This is a genomic window from Deltaproteobacteria bacterium (assembly GCA_030690165.1).
In the GTDB taxonomy this organism is placed as follows: Bacteria; Desulfobacterota; GWC2-55-46; order UBA9637; family UBA9637; genus JACRNJ01.
Window position 1 is genome coordinate 17,582 of record JAUYHF010000060.1, and the last position, 13,989, is coordinate 31,570.

General features: G+C 43.4%; 15 protein-coding genes. 8 read left to right on the forward strand and 7 right to left on the reverse strand.

Annotation, left to right across the window (positions count from 1 at the left end; all coding sequences use genetic code 11):
• The first annotated feature begins 108 nt into the window (after window positions 1–108).
• The 4 genes from Q8P28_10065 to Q8P28_10080 are packed head-to-tail and all read left to right on the forward strand — an operon-like array spanning window position 109 to window position 4,134.
• Entirely contained in the window at window positions 109–1,290 is a 1,182-nt protein-coding gene (locus Q8P28_10065; GenBank protein MDP2683120.1) for a class I SAM-dependent rRNA methyltransferase, read from the forward strand.
• A 34-nt stretch (window positions 1,291–1,324) separates the two neighbouring features.
• Window positions 1,325–2,593, forward strand: coding sequence for a nodulation protein NfeD (locus Q8P28_10070; GenBank protein MDP2683121.1), 1,269 nt, complete (start codon window positions 1,325–1,327; stop codon window positions 2,591–2,593).
• 17 nt (window positions 2,594–2,610) lie between these two features.
• Complete coding sequence (locus Q8P28_10075; GenBank protein MDP2683122.1) at window positions 2,611–3,366, forward strand: slipin family protein; 756 nt, start codon at window positions 2,611–2,613, stop codon at window positions 3,364–3,366.
• Between the two features lie 42 nt (window positions 3,367–3,408).
• Window positions 3,409–4,134, forward strand: coding sequence for a response regulator (locus Q8P28_10080; GenBank protein MDP2683123.1), 726 nt, complete (start codon window positions 3,409–3,411; stop codon window positions 4,132–4,134).
• A 47-nt stretch (window positions 4,135–4,181) separates the two neighbouring features.
• Here the strand turns inward: Q8P28_10080 and Q8P28_10085 are convergent, their stop codons facing one another.
• The 4 genes from Q8P28_10085 to hypD are packed head-to-tail and all read right to left on the reverse strand — an operon-like array spanning window position 4,182 to window position 7,677.
• Window positions 4,182–4,514 (reverse strand): hypothetical protein, encoded by a 333-nt coding sequence (locus Q8P28_10085; GenBank protein MDP2683124.1) that lies wholly within the window; start codon window positions 4,512–4,514, stop codon window positions 4,182–4,184.
• Window positions 4,515–4,532: 18 nt separating this feature from the next.
• Complete coding sequence (locus Q8P28_10090) at window positions 4,533–5,492, reverse strand: alpha-ketoacid dehydrogenase subunit beta (GenBank protein ID MDP2683125.1); 960 nt, start codon at window positions 5,490–5,492, stop codon at window positions 4,533–4,535.
• A complete protein-coding gene (pdhA, locus tag Q8P28_10095) occupies window positions 5,480–6,541 on the reverse strand; it encodes a pyruvate dehydrogenase (acetyl-transferring) E1 component subunit alpha (GenBank protein MDP2683126.1) in 1,062 nt (353 codons plus the stop codon). The genes Q8P28_10090 and pdhA overlap by 13 nt, the downstream gene beginning before the upstream one ends.
• A 35-nt stretch (window positions 6,542–6,576) precedes the next feature.
• Entirely contained in the window at window positions 6,577–7,677 is a 1,101-nt protein-coding gene (gene hypD, locus Q8P28_10100) for a hydrogenase formation protein HypD (protein MDP2683127.1), read from the reverse strand.
• 149 nt (window positions 7,678–7,826) lie between these two features.
• On the opposite strand from hypD, the gene Q8P28_10105 reads away from it, so the two are divergent.
• A complete protein-coding gene (locus tag Q8P28_10105; protein MDP2683128.1) occupies window positions 7,827–8,132 on the forward strand; it encodes a DUF3467 domain-containing protein in 306 nt (101 codons plus the stop codon).
• An 88-nt stretch (window positions 8,133–8,220) separates the two neighbouring features.
• Window positions 8,221–9,180 carry a DUF362 domain-containing protein gene (locus tag Q8P28_10110; GenBank protein MDP2683129.1) on the forward strand — a complete coding sequence of 320 codons (960 nt, stop codon included), beginning with the start codon at window positions 8,221–8,223 and terminating at the stop codon, window positions 9,178–9,180.
• On the opposite strand, the gene ligA is transcribed toward Q8P28_10110, so the two are convergent.
• A complete protein-coding gene (ligA, locus tag Q8P28_10115) occupies window positions 9,177–11,225 on the reverse strand; it encodes an NAD-dependent DNA ligase LigA (GenBank protein MDP2683130.1) in 2,049 nt (682 codons plus the stop codon). The genes Q8P28_10110 and ligA overlap by 4 nt on opposite strands.
• Before the next feature lie 46 nt (window positions 11,226–11,271).
• Between ligA and Q8P28_10120 the strand changes: the two genes are divergently transcribed.
• Window positions 11,272–12,021 carry a ComF family protein gene (locus tag Q8P28_10120; protein ID MDP2683131.1) on the forward strand — a complete coding sequence of 250 codons (750 nt, stop codon included), beginning with the start codon at window positions 11,272–11,274 and terminating at the stop codon, window positions 12,019–12,021.
• A gap of 12 nt (window positions 12,022–12,033) precedes the next feature.
• Window positions 12,034–12,516 carry a D-glycero-beta-D-manno-heptose 1-phosphate adenylyltransferase gene (gene rfaE2, locus Q8P28_10125; protein ID MDP2683132.1) on the forward strand — a complete coding sequence of 161 codons (483 nt, stop codon included), beginning with the start codon at window positions 12,034–12,036 and terminating at the stop codon, window positions 12,514–12,516.
• An 11-nt stretch (window positions 12,517–12,527) separates the two neighbouring features.
• Here the strand turns inward: rfaE2 and Q8P28_10130 are convergent, their stop codons facing one another.
• Entirely contained in the window at window positions 12,528–13,019 is a 492-nt protein-coding gene (locus Q8P28_10130) for an NTF2-like N-terminal transpeptidase domain-containing protein (protein ID MDP2683133.1), read from the reverse strand.
• A gap of 8 nt (window positions 13,020–13,027) precedes the next feature.
• Window positions 13,028–13,861 carry a universal stress protein gene (locus Q8P28_10135; GenBank protein ID MDP2683134.1) on the reverse strand — a complete coding sequence of 278 codons (834 nt, stop codon included), beginning with the start codon at window positions 13,859–13,861 and terminating at the stop codon, window positions 13,028–13,030.
• Window positions 13,862–13,989: the final 128 nt, after the last annotated feature.

Here is a 13,989-nt window from a genome sequence, read left to right on the forward strand (position 1 = left end):
ATTCAGTAAAGCTCAGTCCTCATCACCTTCCTGTTTTTTCCGTGCAATATCTCATGCACTGCATTCAGAAGATCAACAGTCGAAAAAGGTTTTGATACGAGGTGAAACTTGGTTCAGGTTGTTGTTTCAAAAAAATGCGCAGAAAGGCTTTTGTCAGGCCATCTCTGGGTTTTTAATAACGAGATAAAGGCAGTCGAAGGCAATTATTCCAATGGGGATATTATCCATGTTGCTGATGGAAAGAAAAGATTTATCGGCAAGGGATATATCAATGACAACTCAAAGATAATAATCAGGCTTTTGAGCTTCAGGGATGAGGAGATAAATAAAGGCTTTTTCAGGAAAAGGATTGAAGATGCTTTAAGCTACCGGCTTTCATTGGGCTGGCAGATGGATGGCTCTTTCAGGGTCGTATTCAGCGAAGGTGATTTGCTTCCCGGTTTGATAGTGGACAAATATGAAAATGTCCTGTGCATCCAGATATTGACCCTCGGCATGGAAAGATGGAAGGAAGATGTTGTTGACATATTGAAAGAAATATTTAACCCAAAAACCATTGTTGAGCGCAGCGATGTTGATGTCAGAAAAAAAGAAGGGCTTCAGCCAAGAAAAGGGGTTCTCTACGGAGATGAAAACAGCAAAGTTGTTATAGCGCTTGACGGACTAAAGTTTGAGATAGACCTTCTGGAAGGGCATAAGACAGGTTTTTACCTTGACCAGCAGGAAAACAGAAAAATAATAGAGCCGTATGTAAAAGATAAAAGGGTTCTTGACTGCTTTGCCTATACAGGCGCATTTGCCATACATTCAGCGAAATACGGCGCAAAAGAGATTGTGGCGCTGGAGGATTCCGGCAAGGTATTGGAGATGTTACAGCAAAATATCCAGCTTAACGGCCTTGAAAATATAATAAGGGCTGAAAAAGGCGATGCCTTTGACTGGCTCCGCGAGCAATATAAAAAAGGCGAAAGATTTGACTGTGTGATGCTTGACCCGCCGTCATTTGTAAAAGGCAAGGAGGCAATGGCCGGCGCATGGCGCGGATATAAAGATATAAATATTTTGGGTTTGAAACTATTAAACGACAACGGCTATCTTATCACATCTTCTTGCTCGCAAAATATTTCTCCAACTGCATTTCTGGATATATTGAATGATGCGGCGCGGGATGCAGGCTGTATGCTCCAGCTTATTGAAAACCGCTCTCAGGCAAAAGACCATCCAATTCTAATCAGTATGCCGGAGACACATTATCTAAAATTTGTTGTGGCAAAGAAGGTTGCAAAATAAAAAAATCCCTGATATAAATACATAAATACAACGTATGAAAAATTATCTAATTTTATTATTATTATTCATCTCTATTTCGTCTCCTGTATTTGCCGGCAATATCCACTATCTTACTGTTGATGGTATTGTAAATCCTGTAATGTCAGAATTCGTTATAAAGGGCATACAGGATGCCGTAAAAGAGAATGCAGAGGCGGTAGTGATTCAGCTTGACACGCCCGGCGGTCTTGATTTGTCCATGAGGGATATTGTGAAGGCCATGCTATCTTCAGATGTTCCAGTTATAGTTTATGTTGCTCCTGCCGGCTCAAGGGCTGCGTCTGCCGGTGTATTTATAACTTATGCGGCGCACATTGCGGCAATGGCGCCAGGGACAAACATAGGCTCTGCGCATCCTGTTGCAATGGGCGGCGAAAAGATGGATGAGACAATGATGAAAAAGGTTGAAAACGACGCAGTTGCTTATTTGAAAGGTATCGCGGCAAAAAGGCACAGAAACGCAGACTGGGCTGAAAAGGCTGTGCGGCAGAGTATCAATGTGCCTGCTGAAGAGGCGCTTAAGTTGAATGTCATTGATTTGATAGCGCAGGATAAAAAGGCCCTGCTTGAGGCAATAGATGGAAGAAAGGTAGAGATTATTTCAGGAGAAAAGATTTTAAAAACAGCAAAAGCAGAGATAAAAGATATAGAGATGGGACTCCGGCACAAGATATTAAATGCCATAACAAACCCGAATGTAGCATATATCCTAATGATGATCGGTCTCATTGGTCTTTACTTTGAGCTTTCAAATCCAGGTCTAATCCTGCCTGGTGTTGTTGGCGCAATATGCCTTGTCCTTGCATTCTATGCGTTTCAGACTCTTTCTGTAAATTACGCGGGTCTGCTTTTAATCGGTCTTGCCGTGCTTTTCTTTATAGCAGAGATAAAGGTAATGAGCTATGGCCTTCTGACAGTTGCGGGTATCGTTGCGCTTACCCTCGGCTCGCTCATGCTCTTTGAATCGCCTCTGCCTTTTATGCAGGTTTCGCTTTGGGTTGTATTGCCAATGGTTATAAGCATCACTGTTATATTTCTCGGCGCAATGTATTACGGCCTGAAGATACGGCATAAAAAACCGATAAGCGGCGCAGAGGGCTTGCTTGATGAGATAGGCATCGCAAATACAGATATTGGAAAGGAGGGAAAGATTTTTATTGACGGCGAATACTGGGATGTGTGGAGCGATGAGCCGATAAAGGCCGGGGGAAAGGTAAGGGTGGTTGAAGTAGTAGGGCTGAAATTGAAGGTAGCAAAAATATAATTAAAAAAGGAGGCTTTATGATTTTAGGAATAGGCACAGGGACTTTGATTTTAATCGGCATAATAGTATTAATACTCTTCAATGCCATAAACATCCTGAAAGAGTATGAAAGAGGCGTTGTATTCTTCCTCGGAAGATACCAGAAGGTAAAAGGGCCGGGGCTTGTCTTGATATTTCCCGGCATCCAGAAGATGGTGGTGATGAGTTTAAGGACTGTAACATTGGATATCCCTCCGCAGGATGTAATTACGAGAGACAATGTCAGCATCAAGGTAAATGCGGTCGTATATTTCAGGGTTCTTGCCCCTGAAAAGGCGCTTATCAGTGTGGAAAATTATCTCTATGCAACATCCCAGCTTGCCCAGACAACTTTGAGAAGCGTATGCGGCCAGGGAGAGATGGATGAACTCCTCTCAGCAAGAGAGAAGATAAATAAGCAGCTTCAGGAGATTCTGGATAAGCAGACAGAGCCGTGGGGGGTGAAGGTGGCTCTCGTGGAACTGAAGGCAATAGACCTGCCGGATGAGATGAAGAGGGCAATGGCAAAACAGGCAGAGGCAGAGAGGGAAAAGAGGGCAAAACTGCTCCATGCAGAGGGTGAATTCAATGCCGCTCAAAAGATAGTAGATGCAGCTAATCTGATGAGCCAGAATCCGACAGCCCTGCAGCTACGTTATCTCCAGGCATTGACGGAGATTGCTACAGAAAAGAATTCAACCATTATATTTCCATTGCCGATAGATTTAATAAGTATGTTTATGAAACAAAAATAACAACTTGACGGCAAGACACTTCTTATGGAAGGATAGTATTGCATGGGTATTGATCAAAAAACTGTGCTGATAGCTGACAGCAACCGGGTAGATATTCTGCGCTTGTCCCTCCTGCTTAAAAGATTGGACTATTCTGTGCTTACAGTTTTAAACTGTTTCGATGTTATAAAGAAAACAGCCGTTTTCAACCCTGATATTGTGCTTATAAGTATCAGGATGTCTGATATGGACAGCACCGCATGTATGGAACACATTAAGAAGGATGCACATTTGAAAGCAATACCTTTTGTGACCATGGGTGAAAAATCTGATGCAAATGCCCTGGAAGACAGTCTTAAGAAAGGGGCAGCCGCACACATATTCAAGCCATTAAGCCCTACTTCGCTTTACCGCCTTGTCCAAAAGATAACAGAAAAAAAGCCGAGGGAAAATGTAAGGGCCAGAATTATATTTAAAACTACTATTTTATATCAAAACATCAGGAGGGTGTCTTTCGCAAGCAATTTGTCTGAAGCCGGGGTCTTTATACGGTCAATTAAACCTATTCCAGTTGGTACAAAGGTTTCCATTTCCATGGACCTTCCTAGCGCAAAACCTATTGAGCTTGAAGGTGTTGTTATCAATATAGTTGAGTTCAATAGAGACAGCTTTATAGAGCCGGGCATGAGTATCCGCTTTGCCAACATAGATAAAAATATACAGCTTGGCTTAAGAAAGTTTATAGAGGAACAGCTAACATACGACCTGGATCCAAATCTTGAGCTATAACCCAAATTCCGCGGCAAAACCCATGCCCTTGGTTTTATGCGATATGACTATTTATTTTTTAAGAGGGCTATCTTCAGGGTAGTATGCGCCGCATCCTGCCACGGCCAGAACATCGCTATTACGACCGTTCCGTCAGACCCATTCTTAAATAAGGTTTGATTATCAGAAATACCGCCAAATTCCTCTGTCAAATGCATATCGTGCTTGGCAGGTTTCACTCCTGCAACTTTTATGGGGGGACCAAGAAAACTTGCAATTACCTTATTCCAGTCGTCTGTTTCTTTGCTGTAGAATACCAATTCACAATACTCTGCTGTTGAGGCCCGCTTTTCGCAAATATTTAGATGGCTATATCTTTCGCTGATATCTGCTAATGTCATATAAAATCCCTTTCTTTATCAATACTCCATCACTTTCTTTAACGCCTTTATAACCTTCTCCTTTGAAGGCGCGTAATAATCCTCAAGTCTTGCCATCGGGATTACTGCGTCAAGGCCGGTAACCCTTATTATTGGCGCCTTTAAATGGAGCATTGCCTCTTCTGCTATAAATGCAGAAAGTTCAGCGCCAAAACCGCAGTTTCTCGTTGCCTCATGCACAATAACAACCCTTCCGGTCTTTTTAACTGAATTTAAAATTGTATCCTCATCATAAGGCCTTAATGTCATTAAGTCAATTACCTCTGCGTCAAATCCCTCTATGCTTTCCAGAACCTTGTGTAACATGCTCCCCCATGCGATTACTGTAATATCCTTGCCTTCCTGCACAACCTTTGCCTTGCCAATGGGTATTGTGTATTCAGTCTCAGGAACCTCTTCTTTTATGAGCCTGTATAATCTTGTCGGCTCAAGGAATATCACCGGATCAGGGTCTCTTATGGCTGATATGAGAAGGCCCTTTGCATTATATGGAGAGCTTGGCACAACAACCTTTATCCCCGGCATGTGGCAGAGCAGGGCTTCTGTGGATTCTGAATGGAGTTCGGGAGGTTTGATACCAAGACCATAAGGCGTTCTCACAACCAGCGGGCATGTGTAGCGCCCCCTTGAGCGGGAGCGAATCCTTGAGGCATGAGAAAAGAGCTGTTCAATGCCTGCGTATATAAATCCCATAAACTGTATCTCTACAACAGGCTTCAGGCCGTATACTGCCATGCCTATGGCTGTGCCGATAATGCCGGACTCTGCAAGCGGCGTATCAAATACCCTGTCAGGGAATTTTTCCATAAGGCCCTCGGATATTCTAAAGACCCCGCCATCCTTGCCCACATCCTCACCGATGAGGACAACATCCTTGTCCTTCTCCATCTCCTGCCGTAAGGCAAGGTTTATGGCCTGAACCATATTTATTCTTGCCATAGTTTTAATTCCTTTATCTGTCTCTGTGAAAGTTCTTTATATGTAAAACTTATTATATCCTTCTTGTCCGGCAAACCCGCGGCCTCTTCTTTCTTTATCTCGCCATCCACAAACTCTATTACCTTTTTTTTCACATCATCTTCATAAACCTGAGTCCAGAGCCTCTTTTTTTCCATATACAGTTTAAGCCTCAGGAGCGGGTCTTTATCTTTCCATCTTTCCACATCCTCTTTTGAACGGTATCTTGACGCATCATCAGCAGTTGTATGGTCGGCCATCCTATATGTAAAACACTCTATAAGTGTTGGGCCTTTACCTGCCTTTGCCTTTTCAAGGGCGTCCTTTGTTGCCTTGTAAACCGCAAACACATCATTGCCGTCCACCTGTATGCCTTCAAAGCCGTAGGAATAGGCCTTTTGAGCTATTGTTTTTGCTGCTGTCTGCTTTTCGCGGGGAAGTGATATTGCCCACTGGTTATTCTGGCATATAAACACAACAGGAAGTTTATACACGCCTGCAATATTAAGACTTTCGTGAAAATCGCCCTTTGACGAGCCGCCGTCGCCGAAATATGCCGCTGTTGCTATTCTGTGCCCTTTTATCTTTGCGGCAAAGGCTGTGCCAACAGCATGGATCATATGGGTGCCAACAGGAACAGATACGGGAAATATGCTTAAATCGTCGGGGGTCTTCATACCCCTTTCATCGCCTGTCCAGTATTGAAAAAGCATCCAGATCGGATACCCCAGTGTGATATACACCCCCATCTCCCTGAAAGACGGGAATACCCAGTCTGTTTTTTCAAGGGCATAGGCGCTGCCTATCTGTGATGCCTCCTGGCCGAGGATGGATGCGTATGTGCCAAGCCTTCCCTCTGCGTGAAGCTGGAGCGCGCGCTGGTCAAATTGCCTTGAAAGGATGAAGAGTTCAAATATTTTTTTGAGGTCATTATCGGAAAGATTGGGAAGGAGGGCGGCATCTGCATTACCCTTTTCATCAAGTATCTTAAGTTCTTTTACTTCAAATCTTTCTATTATATTTTCCGGCATATTGGCTTGAAGCCTATCACAAGAAATAGGTGTAGTCAAGGCGAGTTGGACACCTGTCTTTTGTATTGATACCACACCCTGCACGTTCCATCCATAGACACCATACACGGCCCATAAGGAGCATCCGGAACGCAGGTGTTTCCGAAAAGCGGGCACTCTGTTGGTTTTATCTTTCCAATCATTATAAGGTGGCAAGAGCAGCCGGGGTTTATATCCAACCCCCCTTCTTTTGTTTTGATATCAAATCTGTATCGTGCATCGCGCATCTTGTATCTTTCTTTCAATCTCAGCCCTGACCTTGGTATTTTTCCGATGCCGCGCCAGTATGCAGGCACAACATCAAAAACCTCTTTTATCGCCATTTGCGCCTTTGGATTCCCGTTATCCTGCACAGCCCTTTGATACACATTTTCGCATTTTGCAGTTCCTTTGTTTATCTGCCTGATTATTGCCAGCACAGCCATAAGCACATCAACAGGCTCGAAACCTGCTGCCACTGTGGGCATCCTGTATGCCTCTGGAAAAAGCCTATACTGCTTAAGACCCATTACTGTGGTTACATGTCCGGGTATCAGAAAACCGTTTATGCAGATGTCGCCGACTCCTAACAGAAACTCCATAGAAGGGGGTATAAGGCGGTGGGAAACAAGTATGCTTAAGTTATCAGGAATACCGGACTGAACAAGGCTTGCCACACCGCAGGCAGTGGTTTCAAAACCTACTGCAAACAAAACAACTTCTTTTAAAGGATTTTCTCTGGCAATCTTTAAGGCGTCAAACGGTCCATATACAACCCGTATATCAGCGCCCTGCGTTCCGGCATCAGAGAGAGAACCTGCCGATGATGGAACTCTAATCATATCCCCGAATGTGGCAATTACGGCCTCTTTCTCCAAAGCAAGTTCAACTGCGAATTCTATATCATGCCCTGGGCATACGCACACGGGACAGCCCGGCCCTGCAATCACATCCACATTATCCGGCAGCAATCCCCTTAATCCAAAACGGCTTATGACATTCTCATGCGTTCCGCATACATGCATTATCTTGACAGGGCGCTTTAAAGGCGCTTCTTTGATCTTTTTAACAAGATTCTCGACAATGGTCTTGTCTCTGTATACGGATTCTATAACCATTTCTGCCGATTATATTCCTTTCTTTTACTCATTGCAAAGCTTTACTAAAATCAGCAAGTGTGCTATTTAAAATACGGGAGAGAGAATATGGAATTCAGACATTTTTTGTTTTTGACTCCTGACTTTTGACTTCTTAAATTGGAGGTATTATGGCAGACGCAAAACAAGCGGCAAAAGATGTTAAGGTAGAGCTTCAGATAGATGACGACATTGCCCAGGGCATGTATACAAACCTGGCAGCGATAAATCACAGCGAAAATGAATTTGTCTTTGACTTTATCTTTCTCCAGCCGCAGTCGCCAAAGGCAAAGGTAAGGTCAAGGGTAATACTCAGCGCAAAGCACGCAAAGAGGTTCTTAAACGCATTGCAGGATAATATCCGCAGATACGAAAATAATTTCGGGAAGATAGAGGAAATTAAAGGCCCTGCAATAGATACCAGTTTCATGCATTAACAGACTATTTGATATGTCCTCCCGCCGTTTCATATTAAGCCTTTTCGGGGCTTTATTATTCCTCCTGTCTTTCAGAAAGAGGCTGGCCATGGCAAGTATATTTTTTAAACCAAAAAAGAAGATGAAGCCAAGAATACCGTCTGACCTTTTTACAGAAGGGGATAAAGCGCTTGTCGCCGTTGCAGGCGGCGGTACAGTAAAGGAGATGATAAGGGAGGCTGTGTCCCTCATCGGCGGTTTTGAAAGGCTTAATATCAAAGGCAAGACAGTCCTTGTAAAACCCAATTGCGTATCAGGGGAGAAAAATCCGGCGACAACAAATCCAGAGGTTGTAAAGGCAGCAGTAGAAATCCTTTATGAACAAGGGGCAAAGAAGGTCTATGTTGGCGACATGTCTGCCCTTGCCACCCTTTCCACTGTAAGAAATATGAAACGAAACGGGATAAAGAAGGCGGCGGAGGATGCAGGCGCAGAGGTTATTGTGTTTGAGGATTATGACTGGGTTGAGGTGGAACTGCCGGGCGCTTTGTATATTGATAAGGCGTATGTTACAGAATGGATTTACAATGTGGACATTATAATAAATCTGCCTGTCATAAAGACACACAGGTCTGCAAGCTACACCATCACGTTAAAAAACTTCATCGGATGCACCCACCTGAAACAAAGGCCGTATCTTGTAGACTCCAGCCATTGGGAGGAGCTTATATCGGAATTTAACATTGCCTATCGTCCTGATTTAAATATTGTTGACGGCACTGTCTCCATGATAGAGGGCGGGCCGTGGGAAGGGACGTCGGCAGATACAAATCTCATAATAGCAAGCGGAGCCCGTGTTGCAGCGGATATAATTGGCCTTGGCATAATAAAATCCTTCGGCAAATGGAAGATGGTTGCAGAAAAGGATGTCTGGGAGCAGAAGCAGATAAAAAGGGCAATAGAACTTGGAATTGGCAGAGGCAAGGATAAGATAAAGTTTATTTCAGGTTCAGGAGATAAAAAATTTAGGGAGTTGATGGAGCGGGTGAGGAGAGAGACGGGTTTTTAATCCACTATCTTTTTAAACTCCTCCTCTGTAATTATCTTAAGTCCCTTTTTTTTTGCCTCATCATATTTTGAGCCTGGCTCTGTTCCGACGACCACATAATCAACACCCTTGCTTATGCCTGCGGCTACCTTACCCCCATGTTTCTCCACAAGCTCTTTTGCCTTATCCCTTGAAAAAGATTCCAGTGCGCCTGTAAATAAAAAAGTCTTGCCGGATAGTTTTCCGCGCCCAGAGGGCACCCGCATTTTCATTTGAGAAACTACAACACCTGCCTTTTTTAGTTTTTCAATAACTTTCCTGTTGTGCGGCTCCTGAAAGAAATCATAGATGCTCTCTGCTGTTTCAGGCCCGATATCACGGACAGATAGTAATCTATCTTTGTCTGCCTCCATAATTGCCTCAAGGGTTCCGAATTCCTCTGCAAGGACATGCGCCATGTGTTCCCCCACCTGCCTTATGCCGAGGCCATAGATGAGCCTTGGAAGTGTAGGTGTTTTGCTCTTTTCAATCGCATCAATCAAGTTATCCGCCGATTTTTCAGCCCATCTTTCAAGTTTTAAAAGGTCAGACTTTTTAATATAATACAAATCAGCAACATCCATTATAAGGCCGTCATCAACAAACTGCTCAATATGTTTGTCTCCAAGCCCTTCAATATCCATTGCCCTCTTTGACACAAAGTGCTTTATAGTCTCTTTTATCTGCGCGGGACAGGAAAGGCCGCCTGTGCAATAGTGTATCTTGCCAATCCGCTCAATCTTAGAATGACAGGACGGACATTCATGAGGGATTGTATAGGTTTTCTCCTTACCCGTCCTTTTTTCCTTTATGACCATTACAACTTCAGGTATAACATCGCCTGCCCTCGCCACAACAACCGTATCGCCGATTCGCACATCTTTTCTATCTATCTCATCCTGATTATGAAGCGTCGCCCTCGTTATAGTTACACTTCCCGTTATATCTCCGATCTCCACAGGTTCCATAACAGCAACAGGCGTTAATGCGCCTGTCCTGCCTACGTCGGCAATAATATCTTTTATCCTTGTTGTTCCTTCCCGCGCCTTAAATTTATAGGCAAGCACCCATTTGGGGTATCTTGTCCGAACGCCGAGCCTTTCCTGAAGTTCAAGATTATTTACCTTAATGACTATTCCGTCAACGCCATATGGCAAACCGTCCCGCTTTTCTTCCATCTGGCTGTGATAATCTATTGCCTCGTCAATACCGTTACATATTTTTACAAGAGGGTTGATTTTTAAGCCGAAAGCCTTTAAAGCATTAAGTGTTTCAAAATGGGTGGTAAATTGAACCCCCTTAACAGTGCCGATGCCATAGCAGAATATGTCGAGCGGCCTTAAAGCCGTTATCTTTGAATCCAATTGCCTCAATGACCCTGCAGCGGCGTTTCTCGCGTTTGCAAACAGAACTTCACCCCTTTCTTCCAGTTCTTTATTAATCTTTTTAAACGCCTTGATGGAGAGAAAAACCTCCCCGCGCACCTCAAGGCGAAATGGAGCCCTTAGCGGCGAGTGGCTGGCGCTGGGGGATGTAAGAAGCCTCATTGGTATACTCCTTATTGTCTTAAGGTTCTGTGTTATATCTTCACCCGTGTATCCATCGCCCCTTGTAGAACCTGTTGTAAACACACCGTTTTCGTAGATAAGTTCCACAGCAAGTCCGTCTATCTTTGGCTCTACGACATATTCAATTTCATGGTTTATTCCAAGCTCTTTTCTTACACTGGCGTCAAATTTTTTCGTCTCTTCAATACTGAAGGAATTTTCTATAGAAAGCATAGCCATGGTATGTTTAACTGTTCCGAATGCTTCCGAAGGTTTTGCGCCGACTCGTTGGGTAGGGGACTCAGTGGTGATAAGTTCAGGATATTTTGCCTCAAGCTCAATAAGCCCCCGCATAAGCTTGTCATACTCAGCATCGGAGACTACAGGGCTGTCCAGCACATAGTAACGGTAGTTGTGGAAATTTATCTCATCCCGCAGTTTATCAACCTCTTTCTTAATATCTTTTATGGGGTTTGGCATAGCCCAATATTTAGCATAAAATTGAGATGGTAGCAAAGAACAAAAATTGATACAATTCCAGGCGCTTATGCTGAAAGGATTTTTAAATCTGCTCCTGCCGCCAATATGTCCTCTATGCAGCAGCGATGCCCTTGACGGCAGATTTTGCCAAAAATGCCTTGACAGCGTAAGCCTGATTACAGGCCCAATCTGCATTTGCTGCGGCAGACCTTTCGTTTCACAGGAATGTGAATCGCATCTGTGCTGGGAATGCATAAAAAAACCTGAGAAAATAGCTTTTTCAACGGCAAGGAGTTTTTTTGTATATAAAGGGGCTTTGTTAGATGCCATCCATATGTTTAAGTATAATGGCAAAACCTCTCTGGCAAAGCCTCTGATAGCGATAATAGCTGACTCGCAACCTGTTTTTGAAAAAACCGGATTATTATTTAACAGCCATGATTTGATAGTCCCTGTGCCTTTGCATAAAAAAAGACTTAAAGAACGCGGTTTCAATCAATCGCTAATTCTGGCAAAAGGGCTTGCCGAGATATACAACCTGCCTGTAGATTATCTGAACCTTAAGAGAATACGCGAAACAGACCCGCAGATAAATCTGAAGGGGGAGGACAGGATAAATAATGTCAGGGGCGCTTTTGCGGCAGAAGACACGGCGGCCTTTAAAGATAAAAGGGTCTTGCTTATAGATGATGTCTATACAACCGGCGCGACTGTTCTTGAGTGCAGCAGGGTCTTGAAAAAGGCCGGTGCTAAAAACATAGATGTAGTTACCCTTGCAAGGGTGGCTAATCTGTGATACGAGATATCTATGGCTAAAAACAAGCTTGTTGCCCTGCGAACATTAAAGAAACATATTGGCAGCGCCAGAAAAAAAGGTAAAATTATTGTCTTCACAAACGGCTGTTTCGATATTATTCACGCAGGACATGTCCGTTACCTTAATAAAGCAAAATCGCTTGGCGATATACTCATAGCAGGATTAAACAGCGACATATCTGTAAAAAAGATAAAAGGCGAAAAAAGGCCTATTGTGCCGCAAAAGGAAAGGGCAGAGGTTTTATCAGGCCTTGAGGCAGTTGATTATGTGGTTATCTTTAATGAGCCGACACCCATAAAACTTATAAAGGCTGTTCTGCCGGATGTCCTTGTAAAGGGCGCAGACTGGGCAGGCCATGCAATTGTAGGCGCTGATGTGGTAAAAAAGGCCGGCGGCAGGATTGCAAGGATAAAATTAGTAAAGGGGAGGTCAACAACAAATATAATAAAAAAGATTTTGGAACTTCACCAATGAAAATTTAAGATTTATTTTATTTTTATATGCTTCTTTGATTTATGCTTTGGCATGTCAGGCGATGCGGCGAGCATATCCTTTACCTTTATCTTCCATCCTTCATCTTTAAGATAAAGAGGCACCTCTGCGTTAACATAAGAAATATCATTTGACTGGTCTTCAAAACCTAGCTTTGCCGATACAACTGCCTTGCCTGAAGAATATAATTTAACCTTTACATCCTGAACCTTTTGCCAGCAGCAGGCAAGCCTTTTCTTTTCATTTGTTATGCGGCTTATAAATTTTTCTTTTGACAGCGCAGACTTGTCTCTATCCGCAAATTTATCATAGAGGCTGTCAAATTTATGCTCATACCATAATTCAACAATCTCATTAAAAGCAGACTTTGCCTGTTGTGTCTTCTCGGCCTCTTTATCGCTGGTCAAGGCATAGATATTATGGCTTGCCAAAAAAGTTAGATGTAAAACCATCAATATAGCGAGCATCCATCTATTCATTTCCATAGTTCGTATTATCTCCCTAAAAATACAGGACCGTTAACGTTTCTCATCACATATTCGGTGGTGCTTCCAAGAACCATCTCTACAATTCTTGAATGGCTGGTTACGCCCATGAACAGTATGTCGTGGTTATTTTCCTTATAATATCTAACTATTTCCTGCGGAGTGTCTCCTTTAACCGAGATAAATTGAGGCTGGATATTATAAGGCTTGAAATATTCTTTTGCCTCTTTCAAAAGGGCTTCACCGTTCCCATCCCTTGAAACCGTTAAAACTGTTAACGGAAGTTTCAATGTCTTTACAAATTCAGCGGCGGAATGCATGGCGCGGCTTGCCGTAAAACTCCCGTCGTATGCAAAGAGCGGGTTCGACGGCTCCTTATATTCATCAGAGACAATAATTACAGGCCTTGGAGATTTCCTTACTACGCCCTCAGTAGTTGAGCCGAGAAGGCCATATTCAAACTGGATGTTTACCCCCCTGCGGCCCATTATGACAATATCCGCAAGTTTCGCCCTTTCGCATATCGTATTTGTAACTATTCCAAATCCCTGCGCGCCGTCATAAGCCACCTTTTCACGCTCGCAGGTTTCCCTGAATTCCTTTAAAATACCCTTGCCCTTATTTTCCAATATCTCTCTCATCTTTGTTGAGAAATTTAAGAAAGGTTCAAAGCCAAGAGAGCCCGAAAGGTCGTGAAGGAAAGGGCCTTCCATTACAACAACATCAACAACATAGAGGCCGATTACCTTGGCGTCAAATTTCCTGGCAAGCCAGATTCCGTAAGAAAGCGCCGTCCTGCTGTGATTTGAACCGTCCTGCGGTATGAGAATATTCTTGAACATAGTTGCCTCCCCCTAATCATCTTAAACCCCAGTCATTTACTGGGACGATTGTTTATCAGGAACTCTATCTCTGCTATCTGCACACCGCTAATTTTACCGAAATGAGTCCCTCTATGCAAGTAATATCT

What these genes read in the sequence shown, in the direction of transcription:
- Q8P28_10080 (MDP2683123.1), top strand. Translation starts at nt 3,409, where the DNA reads ATGGGTATTGATCAAAAAACTGTGCTGATAGCTGACAGCAACCGGGTA.
- Q8P28_10110 (MDP2683129.1), top strand. Translation starts at nt 8,221, where the DNA reads ATGGCAAGTATATTTTTTAAACCAAAAAAGAAGATGAAGCCAAGAATA.
- Q8P28_10070 (MDP2683121.1), top strand. Translation starts at nt 1,325, where the DNA reads ATGAAAAATTATCTAATTTTATTATTATTATTCATCTCTATTTCGTCT.
- pdhA (MDP2683126.1), bottom strand. Translation starts at nt 6,541, where the DNA reads ATGCCGGAAAATATAATAGAAAGATTTGAAGTAAAAGAACTTAAGATA.
- Q8P28_10105 (MDP2683128.1), top strand. Translation starts at nt 7,827, where the DNA reads ATGGCAGACGCAAAACAAGCGGCAAAAGATGTTAAGGTAGAGCTTCAG.
- Q8P28_10085 (MDP2683124.1), bottom strand. Translation starts at nt 4,514, where the DNA reads ATGACATTAGCAGATATCAGCGAAAGATATAGCCATCTAAATATTTGC.
- Q8P28_10130 (MDP2683133.1), bottom strand. Translation starts at nt 13,019, where the DNA reads ATGGAAATGAATAGATGGATGCTCGCTATATTGATGGTTTTACATCTA.
- hypD (MDP2683127.1), bottom strand. Translation starts at nt 7,677, where the DNA reads ATGGTTATAGAATCCGTATACAGAGACAAGACCATTGTCGAGAATCTT.
- ligA (MDP2683130.1), bottom strand. Translation starts at nt 11,225, where the DNA reads ATGCCAAACCCCATAAAAGATATTAAGAAAGAGGTTGATAAACTGCGG.
- Q8P28_10075 (MDP2683122.1), top strand. Translation starts at nt 2,611, where the DNA reads ATGATTTTAGGAATAGGCACAGGGACTTTGATTTTAATCGGCATAATA.
- Q8P28_10135 (MDP2683134.1), bottom strand. Translation starts at nt 13,861, where the DNA reads ATGTTCAAGAATATTCTCATACCGCAGGACGGTTCAAATCACAGCAGG.
- rfaE2 (MDP2683132.1), top strand. Translation starts at nt 12,034, where the DNA reads ATGGCTAAAAACAAGCTTGTTGCCCTGCGAACATTAAAGAAACATATT.
- Q8P28_10090 (MDP2683125.1), bottom strand. Translation starts at nt 5,492, where the DNA reads ATGGCAAGAATAAATATGGTTCAGGCCATAAACCTTGCCTTACGGCAG.